This is a genomic window from Oceanicaulis sp., assembly GCF_051859625.1.
Lineage (GTDB): Bacteria > Pseudomonadota > Alphaproteobacteria > Caulobacterales > Maricaulaceae > Oceanicaulis.
The window spans coordinates 1,980,934-1,998,203 of sequence record NZ_JBHYFH010000001.1 but is presented as its reverse complement, the minus strand read 5'-3'; the positions used below and the strand labels follow the sequence as shown (position 1 = coordinate 1,998,203).

Here is a 17,270-nt window from a genome sequence, read left to right as displayed (position 1 = left end):
CCTTTTAGAAGTTCGCCCGCAGGCTCACCCAGTACCGCGCCTCGGTCTCATAGACCGGGCTGATCACTTCGCCATCGCCGAAGTTGACGTTCTGGGCCGTCAGGGACAGGTCCAGATTATCAGTCAGGGCGTAGCTGGCGCGACCAGAGAAGGACACGTGTCCATCAATCTCACGCGATTGCGCATTGCCGAAGTTTGGTAAGAAGGGCGACGTGGTGTCGGACGCAAAGTTCACATACCCGTCCAGGCTCAGGCGGTCGCCCGTCCAGCCCACATGCGCGTTGATCAGATGTTCCGGCGTCACGCCTTCAAAATCGATCAGGTGAGCGCTTGGGAAGCCCGGCAGATCATCATCAACTGATTTATAGGTGTAATTGACATCCCAGCTCACAGCCTCGCCGATCATGCCGGACAGCGACCCTTCGAAACCCCACAGCTTGCTCTCGCCATGATTGTCGAAGGTGTAGGACGGCAGCGGCGTGTTCGGCGGGAACAGGTTCGGCGCCGTGCCGAACACCCCTTTAACGTCATCGGTCTGCTGCCAGAACAATGCCGTGCGCAACTGCACGCCATTCGACAGAGTGCGATCATAGGCGACTTCCAAATTGTCCACGATGGACGGCTGGATGTTGGGATTGCCGATCAGGTTGGCGGCGCCGATGTTGAACAGGAACCCCATGTCAAACATGGTCGGGGCCTGGACGCCCCGCGCGGCGGAGAGACGAACCGTACCGCCAAATTCAGGCGTGTAGACCAGCGCAGCATTATAGCTGAGCTCTTCAAAGCTGACATCGAAGTCTGACTGCGCCCAAGGATACAGCGCCGGGTTCGGAGCGCCGTCACGGCTCCAATCCATCATGTCGTAACGCACGGCGAACGTGGTTTCGAGCTTGCTTGAGAACTTGTGGTTCCACATGCCCGAAAACGCCAAGGTGTCGGCGTTCAGGTCCCCAGCGGTCGGGTCCGGGAAAGAGCCTGCGACCGCGCTGCGGAACTCAACAGCCAGCCGGATCGTGTCGTCTGAACCGATTTTGATCAGGTCTTGAATCTTGAAAGAGGTCAGTTCGCCCTCAAGATCGCCAAAGACATATCCGATTTCATACTCGTTACGGTACGCGCCAACCGTGATGTAGCCGAAATCCGTGTCAGCGCCGAACTCGCCCTGATATGAAGTCAGGTCATAAGAGTTTGATGTGCCGCTATAGATGGAGTTGATTTCAAGTACATCCGCTTCAGACTGGGTGTACTCGAAGGTCAGGCCCACCTTGTCGGTGAATTGAACAGAGCCGCCCAGCGCAAAATGTTCACGCTCGAAATCCGGGTTGGCGGCGCGCAGGACGAGTGCATCAGTGACATCATCCTGGGCGTCAAAGTTCCGGCCGTCTGTGCGACCATAGCTGAAGCGCAGGGCGATCTGGTCATTCAGTGCTTTGCCGCCGGCCAGACGGTATTGCTGATAGCCGTTGGTGCCCACTTCCGCCGTGCCGCTGGCGTAGTCGCCGAAAGCCGGGTTGCGGGTGATGATGTTGATCACGCCGGCCACGGCGTTGAAGCCGTAAAGCGCCGACTGGGGCCCCTTGACCACTTCGATCTGCTGGATCTCGTCCAGGGTCACCGGCAGGGTCGACCAGGCGGTGTAGCCATAGCTGTCGAGATAGACTTCGCGGCCGTTCACCAGCACCAGCAGGCGCGGGGTGTAAGGCGTGGCGCCGGAGCGGATGCTCACTTCGCCCTGGCCCATGGAGAAACGGGCCACATCGACGCCGCTGTAATGGCGCAGAATGCCGGGAATGTCGTATTCCGGCGCGCTGGCGATATCGTCCTGGGTGATGATGATCATCGTCGCAGGCACTTCGGTGGAGCGCTGCGGCGCGCCCGTGGCGCCGGTGGTGACCGGCTCGCCGAACATGTCGCCCATCATCTGATAGTCAATGGACTGGGCGTTGGCGGCTGCGGAGGTCGCGATCAGCGCCGCCGCGGAATAAAGCAGGGTATTTTTCATCGTCTCGATTCCTTAGGAGGCAGCGTTAGATTTCTTCGACCATCATGGCGAAAGCGGTGGAGAAGCTGACGGAGGCTGAGCTTGCAGCCGCGTTGTTCACCACGATGCGCACGGAAGGCTCGCTCTGGACGCCCATGACGCAATTGCCCGCCTGCACGCAGGCCATGTCGGTGGAGACCGTCATCACCCCGGCTGACGTCGCGGCCTGGACGGCGCCGGCGTCAGAGGCTGCGCCCCCGACAAACATGGCGGCGTCGACGCCGCTGACCGCCTGGCCCAGCGGGACAAGCTGACCGTTCAGGGTCACGCGGCCTGCGCTGAGACCGCCGGCCATGGCCGCGTTCAGTGCTTCGGCTTCCGCAGCGCTGCCTGGATCAAAGACGATAGCGACCGTCCGGTCGGAGCCGGACGCGCCTTCAAGGAAGCTCAGCGCACGCCCGACGACCGCCAGGTCGCGCTCAGTTGTTTGCGCGGTGGCCGCGCTGTTCAGCAGCAAGGCCAGGCCGGCTGCACTTAAAATGCGGATCATTCTCAAACCCCAACACAAGTATAGTGAACTCATTCACTGCAGGGATGGAGCAAAGCCGTGAACAGCCTCTTAATCGAGTGTTCCCCGTACAGGGGAAATGGGATAAAATCCCTTTAAAAACAATTGTATACAAATATGCTTTTTTAGTTGGTGAGTTATTGCCGCATTCATCAAGGTCGTGCTTGATGCACCGCACGGGCGATTGAACGCGTTAAGCAATCGGCCGCGAGATTCCCCAAACGAGTCAGGGTGATCGGTCGAGGCCCCTCAATTTCTCGCGCACCGCTTGCAAGACCGAACACAACATCGCCATCAACGGGAGCGTGTACCGGCCGAATCGCCCGCGCCAGTCCATCTTGCGCCATCACTGTCAAACGCCGCGTTTCGTCACGGGTCAAAGCCGCATCCGTCGCCACAACAGCCAGTGTCGTTTGCGTCCGCAGGCCGGGATTGAGCTTGGCGGCGCCCCAGTCCTCAAGATCAGCCATCTGGCTGACATCCGGACGCCGTCCGCCATATTCATCGCCAACCTCGAACGGCCAGGCCCAGTAAACATCGTCCTGGCCTGGCATGGTGACCGAGCCGAAACAGTTCACGGCGACCAGGGCCGCCACAGTGATCCCATCCTCTCCGCGCCAACTGGCGGAGCCGACCGCCCCCGGCAAGGTTCCAGCGCTTGCGCCATACCCTGCGCCATAGGCGCCGATCATGACGGGACCGCCCCGATGCGCGTCTTCAAGCGCAGCAAAGCCCAGATCACGATAAGGCGGCGTGCGTCCCCAGTCTTTCCCGCCTCCATTGGCGAGATCATACAGACAGGCCGCCGGCACGATCGGTGACGCCGGAACGCCCGGCATGTCAAACAGGGCGTATCCGCGACCGCCTTCACCCAACGCGGCGGTGACCGCATCCGCCGCCGCCAGGCCATAGACAGACCCTCCAGACAGCACGATGGCGTCGACGGTCTCCACAAGACCGCCCGGGTTCATCACATCGGTCTCCCGCGTGCAGGCGCCGCCGCCGCGCACATCGACCGCCGCAGTGAAGGGCTGGTCACAGAGCACGACGCTGACGCCCGTCTTCGCGCCGCCGTTCTCGGCCCGCCCTACGCGCAACCCTTGAATGTCGGTGATATCGTTTCGGCTGGCCGGTCCGCCCATGGCGCTGGCTCCTGTCGTAGCGACGCACGCCAGGGTCGGCGCAAGCATCATGAAAGAACGTCGATCCAAATGCGGCGCAGGCTCCCCCATAGCGCTCGGCTCGCAACCTGGATACGTTATCTCAGCATAGCCTGAAGACCGACAAAAAAAGACCCCCGCCAGAGCACTCTGACGGGGGCCGCAATCACAAACAGGTGTGCGCTTACCAGGCGTAGCGAATGCGTCCGTAGACATAACGCCCCGAAAAGCCGAACGGGCTGAACCCCGAGAACGGGAAGATGTCCGAGAACGTCCCCGCCAGATTGGGATCGAGCGACGTGGCGTCAGGATACTCGTCAAACAGATTGTTCGCGCCGAAGGACACGGTCAGCCCTTCAAACACATCGGCGGAGAATTCCGCGTCCACAATGGTCTTGGGATCGAGCACTTCATCGCCCGATCCGTCCGCCGCCGAGCCCGGATCGACCGTCTCGCCAAAGCGGGTGGCGCGCAGCACGCCGCCAAAGGCGCCGCGGGTCCAGTTGACCGAGCCGATCAGCTTGTCGTCCGGCTGGCCTTCTTCAAAGCGCGCGATCTCGCGGCGGGCGAACAAGGTGACGCCCGGAAGCACTTCAGAGCTAGGCGCCTGCGTGACCTCGGTGTCGTTGCGGTTATAGCCCAGGGTGAAGTTGAAATCGCCGTAGCGTTCGGTGTCCAGGCCATAAGTCGCCACGATATCGACGCCGCGTGTCTCGGTCTCAACCCCGTTGATGAAGAAGCGCGCGCTGGTGACGCCATTGACGCCCGCCGCCTGCAAGAGGCTCTCCACCGTCGCGCCTGAGAGGTTCTCAGACAGAACGATGCGGTTGTCGATATCAATGGCGTAAGCGTCCACGGTCAGGCTGAACCCGCCTTGGGTGAACACGACGCCGCCTGAATAGTTCACCGACTCCTCGGCGTCGAGCGGCTCTCCGCCCAGCGCTGCTGCGACGGGGCTGTCAGCGGGGAAGGTTCCCACTTCCACAGGCGTCGGCGGCGTTCCGGTGAAGACTGTCGACGTGGAGGTGAAATAGGCCTGCTGCAGCGACGGCGCCCGGAAGCCATTGGAGATCGCGCCACGCAGGGCGAAATTCTCGCTCAGCTCATAGCGCGCAGACACCCGGCCCGTCACGGTTTCGCCGAAGTCGGAATAGGTCTCCGCCCGCACGGCGCCCGTCAGCAAGAGCCGATCCGTGACATCGGCTTCGAGGTCGAGATAGACGCCAAAGGAATCGCGGTCTTCATCAATCGCATTGCTCGGCTGGAAGCCCGGGAAGACCTGGCTGCCGCCCGCTTTGGTCGGATCGCCCGTGATGTAGCTGGCTTCCTCGCCCGCTTTGATTTCATATCCTTCAAGGCGGTATTCAGCGCCAAACGCCACCGAGAGCGGCCCGGCGAACCCGTCAAGGTCATAAGACCGCACGAAATCGAGATTACCGGTGATCTGGTCATAGATCAGCGAACCAGCATCAAACGATGTCGGGCTGGACGCCCCCAGAGAGGTGTTGAGCGAGTTCTCCACGCCATAGGCCAGCTCGTTGCGGCCATAGCCCAGGGACGCGTCCCAATCCCAGCCGCCAATGACGCCGCGTGCGCCGCCAACCGCCGATAAATCCTCGATGTCGGTGGTGATCAGGGGCAGGAAGCCGTCAGGATAGATCGCCGGCACATTGCGGCTGTCCTGAGCGCGGCGATAAAAGCCGGCCGCTTCGCCCTCGCGGGTCTGATAACCCGCCCAGCCGTAGAGCTCGGTGGTCGCGTTAATCGGCAGGCCCGCATTGGCGAAGAAGGAGAACGCTTCCGCATCCGCCAGGCCGAAGCGGTGATTGATGCGATCAAAGGTCTGCTCACGCGGGTCCAGCCCGCCGCCGGACAGGCTGGGATATTGCTGGCGCGGATCGGGACCGGCGCGGTTGGTGGGCGCGCGATCGAGATATTCCGCCGACAGGGTCAGGAACCCGTCTGCGCCCAGCGGCAGCCCCACCCAACCTGACAGGTTGACGGTTTCGCCGTCGCTGGCGCTGCGCTCGCCCGTGGTCAGCGGAATGTCTGTGGCGTAGCGGCCATAAGTGGCGCTGACCTGTCCGCCTTCGCTGGCTTCGCGCAATTGAACATCGATGACACCCGCAATGGCGTCCGAGCCATATTGCGCCGAAGCGCCGTCGCGCAGCACCTGAATTTGGCCGACAGCGGCGGTTGGGATGGTGTTGAGGTCCACGGCCGCGGAGCCGCGTCCGACCGAGCCGCCAAGATTGACCAGAGCGGAGGAATGACGGCGGCGCGAATTGACCAGCACCAGCGTCTGGTCCGGCCCCAGGCCGCGCAAGGTCGCCGGGCGCACATGGTCGGTGCCGTCGGTGATGGAGGGGCTGGGGAAGTTGAACGAGGGCAAGGTGTAAGCAAGCGCCGCGTTGAGCTCGGTGATCCCGGTGTTTTCCAGCGCGCTGACATCAACCACATCGACGGGAGCGGTGGTTTGAAGCGCGGTCCGACCCTCGGACCGGGTTCCCACCACCACGATGGTGTCATCCGTGTCAGCGGATTGTGCGTAAGCCGTCGCAGCCGTCAGCGCAGCTAATGATACGGCGCCTAAAATCTTCTTCATTGTGTCACACCCTTTTGCTCAAAAGACACAAAACCAGTGCACCCCTCAATGCACGCACGACTTCGTCATAAAATATACCTGCTATATCAAATGGCAGATGTACATACGACGATGATGTCGAGCGAAACGCTAAACGATGTCGCAGCGCAACACAATTGAGCAACACTGAAGATGGATTTAGAAAATCTAACTCTTAGCCATTCCTCGCCCTTGCCGCTCAACGCCTTGCGGGCGTTTGAGTGCGTCGCCCGTCACGGAAGCGTGACCCAGGCCGCCGCGGAATTGGGGGTGACGAGCGGCGCCGTGTCTCAACAGATCCGGCTGCTTGAAGAGCTGATCGGAACGAAACTGACCGTACGCGCCGGACGCGGCATGGCGCTGACCGCACAAGGGCGCGCCACCGCCGAAATGGTCCATGACGCCTTTCAGCGACTGCGCGAAGCCAGCATCCGGTTGAGCGCGCATCATGACCCCGGACTGATCCGGCTGGGCGCGCCCGGAGCGTTCGCCGCCCGCTGGCTGTCCTCGCGCATCAACCGCTTTGAAGCCGAACATCGCGACTACCGGGTGCAACTGGTCACCGATCCTGCGCCCGAAAGCCTGCACCGGTTCCAGCTGGACCTTGAAATCCGGTTCTCGGAGACACCCCCGACCGGCGTGCAGTCCCTTGAGCTGTTGAGCGAAAGCCTGACGCCTGCGGTCTCCCCAATGCTTCTGGGATCCGAGCCCGACCTTGTGAACTGGCGCACCGCCGTTGAGACCTTGCCGCTGGTCCATCATGAGCGCACGGGCGGCGAACCGGTGGGTCCCAGCTGGGCGCAATGGCTCGCGCAGCGTGGCGTGAAACGCGCCGACACGCTGAGCGGCGACCGCTATAATCGCCACGACCATGTACTGGAGGCCGCCGCCCACCAGCGCGGCCTGGCGCTGGCGCGTCGCAGTCTCGCCGAACCCGACATCGCCGCCGGTCGACTGGTGTTCTTGATCGGCTCTGGCGTGACCCCACTTGGCTGGGGGTATCATATCGTCTGGCCAGAAGGCCGGGCGCTGCATAGCGCTGCTCGGCGATTGAAAGATGACTTGATGGACGAGGCCCGTCCGTTTGAAACTCCCGGCCTGTAAACCGGCCCAGACGCGAAACCGGCCTCCAAAGGGCTGTGAAAGGACTCCATGACCCGCTTCACCCTGCTGACCGCCGCCTCCGCCTTCGCCCTTGTGGGCTGCAATGCGCCGTCTGAAACCGAGGCGACGCCTGCGCCTGACACTGACGCCCCGGCCGCCGCGACGCCCATCGCCGGCATGGTCGCCGCCGCAAACCCGGACGCGGTCGAAGCCGGGCTCGCCGCCCTGCGCGCCGGCGGGGACGCGGTGGACGCGGCCATCGCAGTGCAGACCGTGCTCAGCCTTGTGGAGCCGCAAAGCTCCGGCATCGGCGGCGGCGCCTTCATGGTCCATTACGAGGCGGATACGGGCGAGGTCAGCGTCTATAACGGACGCGAGCGCGCGCCGATGAGCGCGGACGAAGACCTGTTCATCAATCCTGAAACCGGCGCGCCCTACCCATACGTCCAGGCCTGGCGCTCGGGCCTGTCCACGGGCGCGCCCGGCGCCATCGCCATGCTGCACATGGCCCATGCCGAGCATGGCGCGCTGGAATGGTCGGAGAATTTCAATTTCGCCATAGACCTCGCCGACACCGGCTTTGAGGTCGCGCCGCGCCTGAGCAATATTTCCCAGCGCATGGCCGGCTTCACCGACATGGAAGAAAGCGGCGCCGCCGCCCGCTATCTGTTTGACGAAAACGGCGAGGCCTGGCCCGTCGGTCATGTGCTGACCAATCCCGATTATGCCGACAGCCTGCGCCTGATCGCGCAGGACTGGCGCAATTTCTATGAAGGCGACCTCGCCGAGGCCATCGTCGCCACGGTCAATGAAGCGCCGCGCCCCGGCTATCTGACCGTGGAGGATCTGGCGAACTATGAGCCTGAAAAGGTCAGCGCTTTGTGCTCGCCCTATCGCGGCTATCAGATCTGCTCGGCCCCGCCGCCCGCCTCCGGCGGGGTCGCGGTCGGCGCCATTCTGGGCATGCTGGAAACCTTCGACATGAGCGCGCATGGACCCGAAACCGCGGACGGCTGGACGCTGTTCATCGAGGCGAGCCGCCTCGCCTATGCTGACCGCGACCATTATGTGGGCGATACCGCGTTTGTGGACGTGCCGGTCGAAGGGCTTCTGGATCGCGACTATCTCGCCGCGCGCGCCGGGCTTATTGATCCCGCCCAGGCCATTCCCGCCGTCACCCACGGCACGCCGCCGGGCGCAGACGAGCAGCCCGAAGACGCCACAGACGACCGCCCGGGCACCAGCCATTTCGTGATCATGGATGCGGACGGCGATGTGGTCTCGATGACCACCACGGTGGAAAGCCCGTTCGGGTCGGGCCGCATGGTGGGCGGGTTCTTCCTCAACAACCAGCTGACCGACTTCTCCTTCATCGCCCGCGATGAAGAAGGCCGCCTGCTGCCCAACGCGGTCCAGCCGGGCAAGCGTCCGCGCTCATCCATGTCACCCACCATCGTGCTCGATTCAGACGGCGCGTTTGAACTGGCCACAGGCTCGCCGGGCGGCAATTCGATCATCGCCTACACGGCCAAATCGCTCGTCGGCATGCTCGACTGGGGTTTGAGCCCGATCGAGGCCGCCAGCCTGCCCAATGTGGTCGCCCGCGGCGACACGGTGAATATCGAAGAGGGCTTTGACGAAGCGCTCATGGCCGAGCTGCGGGATCGCGGCTTCACCATCCAGGGCGGACGCGGGGAGAATTCCGGCATCCATATCATCCGCGAGCTTGAAGACGGCACGCTGATCGGTGCAGCCGACCCGCGCCGCGACGGCATCGCCGCCCAGCCTTAGGCAACCAACCCAGACCTAAAAAGGGCCGCGCAGCGCGCGGCCCTTTTTGCATTCAGCGTCCAGCGGACAGGCGTTTTTCAAGCCGGGTCGAGAACCACTCGACGATCGCCTTCCACAGCGCGTCTTTCAGCACCGCGCCTTCGACGGAGTGTTCGAGATTGGGATTGTCATTGATCTCCATGACCATGACCCCCGCCTCGGTCTGTTTGAGGTCCACCCCGTAAAGCCCGTCACCGATCAGGCGCGCGGCGCGCACAGCGGTCTCCACCACCTCTTGCGGGGCGTCTTCAATGGCGAGGGTGGAGGTGCGCCCCGCGGTCATCTTCCCGTTCTCGCCATGCTTGACGATCTGCCAATGCCCTTTCGCCATGCCGTACCGGCAGGCGAACAGAGGCTGGCCGCCCAGCACGCCGATGCGCCAGTCAAAGGTGGTCGGCACAAAGCCCTGCGCGATCAGAAGCGCGGTCTCGCCGAACAGGCGTTTCGCGCCCGCCTGCAGCTCTTCAAGCGTGTTGGCCTTGACCATGTCGAGCCCGAACGAGCCGTCGGGCGTCTTCAGAATCACCGGGGCGCCCAGGCGCTCGAAGACCGTCTTGAGATCAGCTTTCTTGTCGATGATTTCGGTGGGCGGGATCGGCACGCCGGCCTTTTCCAGCAATTCCTTGAGATAGACCTTGTTGGTGCAGCGGATCATCGACACCGGATCGTCGATCACCGGCATGCCTTCCTGATCGGCGCGACGCGCGAAGCGATAGGTGATGTTGTCGATGGCTGTGGTCGCGCGAATGAACAGGGCGTCAAACTCGGCCAGGCTTGGCAGGTCGTTGGTGTCGAGCACCTCCACATCCACGCCCATCTTGCCCGCGACCTCCACAAGGCGGTTGATGTCTGAGGGTTGCGAAGGCGGGGTATGCTCATTGGGATCGACCAGCACCGCCAGCGACCATTTCGCCACGGCCCGCGCCTTGGGCGAGCGCACCGCGCTGCGCGTATAGCCGGCCAACGCCTCCAGGAAGAACGCGCGCTGATCCGCGCTCATCCTGTGAAGCGGGACGGGCCGGATGCGGGTGATACGCGGCGTGCGCTCATGGCTGATCTCAAGCTCCAGCGCCGGCGTGCGGAACCAGTCGCTGACCTCACGCGCCAGGCGCCCATAGCCGGTCTGGGGCGTCTTGGAGAAGGCGATGAAGACCTCCTCCACGGGCGCGACGCCCTTGCCCAGCACATCGGCCAGCCGGGCGTTGAGGTCCGGCAGGGCGTGGGCATAGAGATCCTTGCGCGACAGCTCGACCATGGTCTGCACCGTCGGGCTGACCCGGTGCCCCCGCGCCTCGGCCAATAGCGCCGCATAATACCCCGCGCCCTGATAGGCGTAGGATCGCGCCAGATTGAGCACATAGGGCCGCCGCTCCGCAAACAGGACCGGGCTGGTCAGATAATCTGACACCCGCATCACCTTGTGCGGCGTCTCGGTCTGCTTGAGGTCTGACTCGCTCTCAACAAGGATCAGCCAGTCCGTCATCGTGTCTTCGTCTCCGCAGGTCCGCTCGGAACCTCTTTGTCCATGATCAACGCAGCCGTTCCGTCCGCGTAATGCCCGGGCATGACGCCGCGATCCTCAAACCCGCTTTTGCGATAGAGGCTGCGGGCCGCGGCGTTGTCGGGCCGCACCTCAAGGCTCAAGCGCGCGCAACCAGCTTGCACGACCAGATCGCATGCGGCGTCGATGAGCGCCTTCCCGACCCCTCGCCCCTGAGCAACCGGATCCACCGCCAGCGAATAAATGCGTGCCGTCTGCGATCCCTTGCGGGTCAGCACGACCGCCGCGCCAAGGACCTCTCCCCCTTCCGTCACCGCCACGAGAACGCATCCCTGACGCGCGATAAAACGCCGCCAGCTGCGCGCAGAAATCCGGTCGCCTTCGGGGAAAAGCGTTTCGAGATGCATCAGATCGGGTAGGTCCGCGACCGTCGCGGCGCGGACGCTGACGCCTTGCGTCATGGACGCCAAAGCTCCACAGGCTGGCAGTCTGGTCCGTGCGCCCTCGCGCGGTTCCGCCATGACGGCGGTGCTTACGCCCGAAGACTGAAACCTGCAACTGAAAACAAGGGCAGACCCGACTTTGAAACAATTTGTTTTCAAGCGCCAAAAATCTCCACTTGCCGAAAACAGAGTTCAGTCGCCATCTATTGGACGTGACGCCGCACGCGTCGCGACGCCGTAGCATTCGCCGGCGCCTATCTTGTTATGGAGAGTGTGCGCCATGCGCACGCAGTATCAGTCCTCGATCGCCAGCTCGGCCCGTTCGGCCATGTTTGGCGGAGAAGCCGCCTCTCTTTACAGACCCAGCAGCTCTGACGCCCGCCTTCATCCCGGCGCGGAAACCCCGCGACCGCGCAAGGTTCGCGCACGCGATCTGTGGGCCATGCTGTCCGCCGTCGGCCGATAAGCCCCGACCGGACGCCTCGCGGGCGGGCCGCAGACCCGCCCGTCTTCCAACCCTAAACCTTCAGGATGATCGGCCATGGCCGGATTGAAAAAAACGGGCCCCGCCCAGAAAGCCAAGAAACGTCGCGCGGCGCCGCCGTGGACGCCCAGCTATCCGTTTGAAACGGACCGCTCGGTGCGCTTCAACCCGCATCGGTGGGACACTGTCGAGCACCGCTATGATGCGGAGTATGACGAGCTCTAGGCGCTGACAGAGCGAGAGAACGGACCGGGCAGGATCACCGCCTGTCCGGTCTAGCCGCCCATGGCCGGAAGGCGCACTTCAAACACGGCGCCGGGTTCGGAACTGGTCTTGAGATAGACATCGCCGCCCATGACCCGCGCCAGCTCGCGCACGATGGACAGGCCCAGCCCGGACCCGCCCTTGGACCCTGTACGCCCAAAGGGCTCAAACAGGGTTTCCGCGATCCGGTCCGGCACGCCTGGCCCGGTGTCACACACCTCGACCAGAACATGTTCGCCCTCGCGCGACAGACGGGCGCGGACATGGATCAGGGGAGAATCTGATTTTTCCATCGCCTGCAGCGCATTGCGAAACAGGTTGAGGAAGATGCGGTGCAGATGGTCCGGGTCCGCCTGAACCTGCATCAGCGCATCAATCTCATTGCGCCAGTCCGCCGCGCCCGTGGCCGCAAACGCGTCGCCCGCCGCATCATCGAGCGCCGCGCGCAGCCAGACGGGCTGCAGCTCGGGCGGACGTTCTTCAGATCGGCCATATTGCAGCGTGTCTTCACACAGGCGGATGCCGCGATCGACCGCGCGCACAAGGCGCGCGCCCATGGCCGCGACCCGCTCGTCAGCATTGGTGGAGAGCCGGTCGGAGATCAGCTGGGCGCTGGTCAGAACATTCCTCAGATCATGATTGATGCGCGCCACCGCCCCGCCCAGCGCCGCCAGCCGCTCACGCTGGCGAAAGGCGGTGCGCACTTCATCCTGCATCGCCGCCAGCGCGCTTTCCGCCTCGCCGATCTCGTCAGAGCGGCGAGATAGCGCCACGGTGCAGGCGGGATTGCCGGGGTCTTGCTGGAACTGGGTCATCGCCTGGGCCAGCTTGCGCATGGGGCGCACGAACATGAACATCAGGCACAGATAGATCAGCCCGCCGGTCATCACCGCGATGAAGATCGACAGCCACAGAACCCGGCCTGAATAGGCGTAGAGATCGCGCTTGAGGCCCGCTTCAGGCACCACGACGCTGATCAGACCCACCTCACCCGCCATGGGCTCGTCGATGATCAGCAGATACCGCCCCTCCGGCGCCAGGAACACGCCGATCGTGTTGAAAATGCGCTCGAAGAGGTTCTCCTCCGCCAGCATCACCTCCATCACCGGCGCCGCGCCGATGCCGCCCGGGCGCGCCAGCAGCGGCACGTTCATGCCGTCATACACCCGGCCGACGATCACGGCGTCGGCGCTGGTGAGAAGATTGGCGATCATCTCATCACCCAGCCCCATCTCGTCAGCCGTCTCTACGGCCAGCGAGGCGAGATAGGCGTCATCGGTGCGCTCTGAGAGCCAGTCCGAGCGGTAATTGGCGGCGGAGGGGAAGAAGATCAGGATTTCCGCCAGCAGCACAAAGCCGATGGACAGGCCCAGCAATTTGCCCGGCATGGACAGGACCGCCTTGCGCACGGCCTTGATCGCCTGGATCGCAGCGGCCTGGCGCGCGGCGCCGTGCTGGTTGTTGACCCTGATCTCCACGCCGCCTCCCCAGCCGGTTTCGAGCTTTAATGAAAGGCGCTGAGCACGCTGGCGAGCAGTTTCGCCATCGACCCGAACACCACCGGTTCATAATAGGATCCCGCCGCACGCTTGAAGATTTCGCCGCGGGTCGGATACGGCGCCACCGGGCTTGTGAGGTCACGCACCGTGCCGCCACGCGCCATCACGCCGCCGGCGATCTGGATCAGGTCGTCAGCGCGGGCGCCCGCCGCATGCGCGCCGAGCACCTTGCCGCCCTTGCCCAGGATCAGCTTGACGCCGCCGCGCACATCCGATTCCGCAATGGCGCGGTCGTTATCGTCAAACCCCCAGCGCGCGACCTTGATTTTATCGCCATGCTCAGCGCGCGCCTGCGCTTCGGTCAATCCGACCTGGGCGATGGGCGGATCGGTATAGACCGCGCCGGGAATGGGCTGAGAGGACTGGCCCGTGCTCAGGCCATAATAGAGATTGCGCAGGATGACGCTGCCATGCCAGCCCGCCAGATGGGTCAGACCGCCCTTGCCCGCAATGTCGCCCGCCGCCAGCACGCGCTTGTTGGACGTGCGCAAACGGTCGTCGCAGACAATGCCGCGCGCATCGGTTTCAACGCCGGCGGCCTCCAGATTGAGACCATCGAGCACCGGCTTGCGACCGGTGGCGACCAGGATATGGCTGCCGGTCACGCTCTGACCATCTGACAGAGTGACCGTAACGCCCGTATCGTCATGGCTGACCTTCGTGGCGCTGAGGCCCGCATGCAAGCTGACGCCGTCGCTCATCAGGGCGTCGGTCACCCAAGCCGCATGTTCAGACTCAAACCGCGCCAGCGGCACGCCGGCTTCGATGATCGTGACGTCAGACCCCAGACGCCGGAACGCCTGTCCAAGCTCTGAGCCGATCGGCCCTGCGCCCAGCACGATCAGATGCTCAGGCAGGGTCTCCAGCGACCAGATCGTTTCATTGGTCAGATACGGCGCCGCCGACAGGCCGTCGATCGGCGGGATGAAAGCGCGTGTGCCGGTAGCGACCACGATGCGTTTGGCTTTCACCTCGACGCTGTCTGAGACGATCGTGTCCTCGTTTTCAAACCGCGCGTATTCACGCACCACCTTGACGCCGAAGCCTTCAAACCGCTCCTGGCTGTCATTGGGTTCGATGGTGGTGATGGCGGTCTGGATGGTCTCGCGCACCTTGGCGAAGTCCACGCTGGGTTCGCCGACGGTGATGCCGTATTTGGACGCTTCACGGATGGCGTGAACCTTGTGCGCGGCGGTCAGGATCGCCTTGGACGGCACGCAGCCATAATTGAGGCAATCGCCGCCCATTTCGCCCGCTTCAAACAAGACGACCTTGCGGCCCAGCTGTGCGGCGCCCGAGGCGGTGACGAGACCCGCCGCGCCTGCGCCGATAATGGCGAGATCGGCCTTGATGCGTTCGCGGCTCATGCGGCGTCTCCCTTGGATTGCGTCATCCGGCGATACACCACTGGCAGCACCGCCAGCACAGCGAACGCCACCATGGCGAAAATCAGTTCAGGCGTCAGAAGCGATCCAAAGGACGGCACGCCGGTGTCAGCGGCGCGTTTGATGGTCGCGCCGACGGTCGCATACACATAGGCGCCGGGGATGACGCCCACCAGCGTCCCCAAGGCATAGGCGCGCACCGGAACGTTGAGCAAAGCGGTCGCGATATTGATGCCGAAAAAGGGCAAGACCGGGATCAGCCGCAAGATCACGACATAGGTGAAGGCGTCGCGCGAAAACCCGTCCTGAAGCTTTTTCACATAGCCGGGAAATTTCTCGCGCACCCAGTCAGCGAAGGCGTAACGGGCGGCGAGGAAGATGATCGTCGCGCCGGCGGTCGCGCCGATCACGGCGACGCCGGTTCCCAGATAGGGACCGAACAGGAAGCCCGAGCCGATGGTGAACCACAGCGCGCCCGGCACCGAAATGGCGACCGCGAGCGCGTAGAAGATCATGTACGCGACGAGCGCCAGCACCAGATGGTCCTGAACCCAGCCGTCCACGCCGCGCAAGACGTCCTGTGCGCGCTCCGCATCCAGATATTGCGGCCCGCCCAGCGCGAAAAAGGCGACCAGCCCCGCAATCAGGACGACCAGCGGCGCCAACCGGCGCCAGAGCGGCTTGGCCGGCTTGGCCGCAGCCGGCGCGTCTTCAATGGTGTGCTCGTCCGTTTCCATCGGGAAATCCCTTTTCTCGTCTCAGCGTTGTGACTGCATATAGACCGTGGTGTCGAGTAGGGGAAAACCACATCCCCACGACCGAGCATCACCTTGGTGTGAAAGTTTATTTCAAAATCACGCGCTTATGACGCGGCTGCGTAATTCTACGTGCGCAATGAACCGGATACCGCTCCGCGCCGTCACACGGCAGCTAGGTGCGCACAGGCGGCCTCACCGCCCTTTCCCAACGCGGGCGTGATCGCGCCCTGACACGAAGGACGCGCACCATGTCACATCCCGATATCCAGCTTTTTACCGCAGCCACCATGAATGGCTGGAAACCGCTGATCTTCCTGGAGGAAGCCGGTGTGGAGTATGACCTTGTCAGCGTCGATTTCTCCACCCGCGCGCACAAGGCGCCCGACTTTCTGGCGCTGAACCCCAACGGCAAGATTCCCGCCCTGATCGACCGGGGCAATGATGATTTCGCCGTGTTCGAATCAGGCGCCATGCTGTGGTATCTGGCCGAGAAATACGGACAGTTTCTCTCGACCGACCCCAAAACCCGGTCTGAAACCCTGCAATGGCTGATGCTGCAGATGGGCGGCGTCGGTCCGGCCATGGGTCAGGCCATGTTCTTCGCGCGGTTCGCGGAAGACGCCGGTCAGGCCAGCGCAGCCGCGACTGCGCGCTTCACCGGCGAATCCCGGCGCCTGTTCGAAGTGCTCGACACTCGCCTTCAGGGGCGGGACTGGCTGGCGGGTGACGCCTATTCCATTGCCGACATGGCGATGTTCCCCTGGGTGCGATGCCATTCCTGGGCGACCATTTCCATGGACGGGCTGGACCACCTCGCCGCCTGGATCAAACGCCTGGATGCACGCCCGGCGGTGGCCCGCGCACTGCAACTTCCCACCCCGGCGCCGAAATTTCTGGCCCGGTACGACTGAAAAGCATGCTAAAAGTGCAGTTCATGGCCGCTCTCAAAGGCGGTGGGGCGCTTGACTCAAGCCCCTACCTCCCGTATCCACCGCGGCTCGAATTTTGAAGCGCCGGGGGCCCGGCCGCTGATCCCAATGGGAGCCGAACCGTGAAACGTACATTCCAGCCGTCCAATCTGGTCCGCAAGCGCCGCCACGGCTTCCGTGCCCGCGCCGCCACCAAAGCCGGTCGTCAGGTTCTGGCGCGTCGCCGCGCCAAGGGCCGTAAGCGTCTGTCCGCCTAATTCAGGCGACAGTCGACACGACGATGTATCCAGATCGCGCCGCACGGATCACCGAGCGGCGCGATTTTTTGCGCGCGCGAGAAGCGCCGCGCATCGCCAGGCCATCTGTTGTCATTCAGATGCTTGCGCGCAAGGATGACCCCGACGGGCTGACCCGCGCGGGGTTCACCGCGACCAAGAAAATCGGCAACGCCGTGGTGCGCAATCGCGCCAAGCGCCGGTTGCGCGCAGCAGCGCGCCTGTTACTGCCCCTCCACGGGCGGCCCGGAACCGACTATGTGTTCATTGCGCGCGCTCAAACGGCGAACCGGTCATGGCCGGCCTTGCTTGACGATGTCAAAGCCGCGTTGATAAGCCTCGCGCGGCGTGAGCGTGGATCGACGGGCGATCTGCGGGATCACACGCCCTCAAAGACGTAAGGGAT

General features: G+C 63.6%; 16 protein-coding genes. 7 read left to right on the top strand and 9 right to left on the bottom strand.

From position 1 onward, the window contains the following. Positions 1-4: 4 nt before the first annotated feature. The 4 genes from ACTIGF_RS09420 to ACTIGF_RS09405 all read right to left on the bottom strand — a co-directional run bounded on the left by ACTIGF_RS09420 (position 5) and on the right by ACTIGF_RS09405 (position 6,314). Positions 5-2,002 (bottom strand): TonB-dependent receptor plug domain-containing protein, encoded by a 1,998-nt coding sequence (locus tag ACTIGF_RS09420; protein WP_439636616.1) that lies wholly within the window; start codon positions 2,000-2,002, stop codon positions 5-7. A gap of 25 nt (positions 2,003-2,027) precedes the next feature. Beyond that, entirely contained in the window at positions 2,028-2,531 is a 504-nt protein-coding gene (locus ACTIGF_RS09415; RefSeq protein WP_439636615.1) for a hypothetical protein, read from the bottom strand. Positions 2,532-2,701: 170 nt separating this feature from the next. Then, a complete protein-coding gene (locus ACTIGF_RS09410) occupies positions 2,702-3,742 on the bottom strand; it encodes a P1 family peptidase (protein WP_439636614.1) in 1,041 nt (346 codons plus the stop codon). A gap of 151 nt (positions 3,743-3,893) precedes the next feature. Beyond that, entirely contained in the window at positions 3,894-6,314 is a 2,421-nt protein-coding gene (locus ACTIGF_RS09405; protein ID WP_439636613.1) for a TonB-dependent receptor plug domain-containing protein, read from the bottom strand. A 171-nt stretch (positions 6,315-6,485) separates the two neighbouring features. On the opposite strand from ACTIGF_RS09405, the gene ACTIGF_RS09400 reads away from it, so the two are divergent. Together ACTIGF_RS09400 and ggt are read left to right on the top strand one after the other, a co-directional pair. Beyond that, the gene (locus ACTIGF_RS09400; RefSeq protein WP_439636612.1) at positions 6,486-7,436 is read left to right on the top strand and encodes a LysR substrate-binding domain-containing protein; all 951 of its coding nucleotides are present in this window, start codon (positions 6,486-6,488) and stop codon (positions 7,434-7,436) included. Between the two features lie 48 nt (positions 7,437-7,484). Then, positions 7,485-9,227, top strand: a complete 1,743-nt coding sequence (ggt, locus tag ACTIGF_RS09395) for a gamma-glutamyltransferase (protein ID WP_439636611.1) — start codon at positions 7,485-7,487, stop codon at positions 9,225-9,227. A gap of 52 nt (positions 9,228-9,279) precedes the next feature. Here ggt and ACTIGF_RS09390 read toward each other — a convergent pair whose 3' ends face one another. Beyond that, the gene (locus tag ACTIGF_RS09390) at positions 9,280-10,749 is read right to left on the bottom strand and encodes a RimK family protein (protein ID WP_439636610.1); all 1,470 of its coding nucleotides are present in this window, start codon (positions 10,747-10,749) and stop codon (positions 9,280-9,282) included. Beyond that, positions 10,746-11,228, bottom strand: a complete 483-nt coding sequence (locus ACTIGF_RS09385; RefSeq protein ID WP_439636609.1) for a GNAT family N-acetyltransferase — start codon at positions 11,226-11,228, stop codon at positions 10,746-10,748. Before ACTIGF_RS09385 ends, ACTIGF_RS09390 begins: the two co-directional genes overlap by 4 nt. A gap of 262 nt (positions 11,229-11,490) precedes the next feature. Between ACTIGF_RS09385 and ACTIGF_RS09380 the strand changes: the two genes are divergently transcribed. Further along, on the top strand, positions 11,491-11,676 hold the full coding sequence (locus tag ACTIGF_RS09380) for a hypothetical protein (RefSeq protein WP_022701440.1): 186 nt from the start codon (positions 11,491-11,493) through the stop codon (positions 11,674-11,676). Positions 11,677-11,751: 75 nt separating this feature from the next. After that, complete coding sequence (locus tag ACTIGF_RS09375; RefSeq protein WP_439636608.1) at positions 11,752-11,919, top strand: hypothetical protein; 168 nt, start codon at positions 11,752-11,754, stop codon at positions 11,917-11,919. A gap of 50 nt (positions 11,920-11,969) precedes the next feature. Here ACTIGF_RS09375 and ACTIGF_RS09370 read toward each other — a convergent pair whose 3' ends face one another. From ACTIGF_RS09370 to ACTIGF_RS09360, 3 genes are read right to left on the bottom strand one after another with little or no spacing between them, the layout of a single operon-like run. Continuing rightward, entirely contained in the window at positions 11,970-13,436 is a 1,467-nt protein-coding gene (locus ACTIGF_RS09370; protein ID WP_439636607.1) for a sensor histidine kinase, read from the bottom strand. 26 nt (positions 13,437-13,462) lie between these two features. Beyond that, positions 13,463-14,884 carry a dihydrolipoyl dehydrogenase family protein gene (locus tag ACTIGF_RS09365; RefSeq protein ID WP_439636606.1) on the bottom strand — a complete coding sequence of 474 codons (1,422 nt, stop codon included), beginning with the start codon at positions 14,882-14,884 and terminating at the stop codon, positions 13,463-13,465. Continuing rightward, positions 14,881-15,639: a TVP38/TMEM64 family protein gene (locus ACTIGF_RS09360; RefSeq protein ID WP_439636605.1), complete on the bottom strand. Its 759-nt coding sequence runs from the start codon at positions 15,637-15,639 to the stop codon at positions 14,881-14,883. The genes ACTIGF_RS09365 and ACTIGF_RS09360 overlap by 4 nt, the downstream gene beginning before the upstream one ends. A 269-nt stretch (positions 15,640-15,908) precedes the next feature. On the opposite strand from ACTIGF_RS09360, the gene ACTIGF_RS09355 reads away from it, so the two are divergent. The 3 genes from ACTIGF_RS09355 to rnpA all read left to right on the top strand — a co-directional run bounded on the left by ACTIGF_RS09355 (position 15,909) and on the right by rnpA (position 17,265). After that, on the top strand, positions 15,909-16,571 hold the full coding sequence (locus tag ACTIGF_RS09355; protein WP_439636604.1) for a glutathione S-transferase family protein: 663 nt from the start codon (positions 15,909-15,911) through the stop codon (positions 16,569-16,571). A 140-nt stretch (positions 16,572-16,711) separates the two neighbouring features. Then, positions 16,712-16,846 (top strand): 50S ribosomal protein L34, encoded by a 135-nt coding sequence (rpmH, locus tag ACTIGF_RS09350; RefSeq protein ID WP_022701434.1) that lies wholly within the window; start codon positions 16,712-16,714, stop codon positions 16,844-16,846. 23 nt (positions 16,847-16,869) lie between these two features. Continuing rightward, positions 16,870-17,265 (top strand): ribonuclease P protein component, encoded by a 396-nt coding sequence (gene rnpA, locus ACTIGF_RS09345; protein ID WP_439636603.1) that lies wholly within the window; start codon positions 16,870-16,872, stop codon positions 17,263-17,265. Positions 17,266-17,270 lie beyond the last annotated feature (5 nt).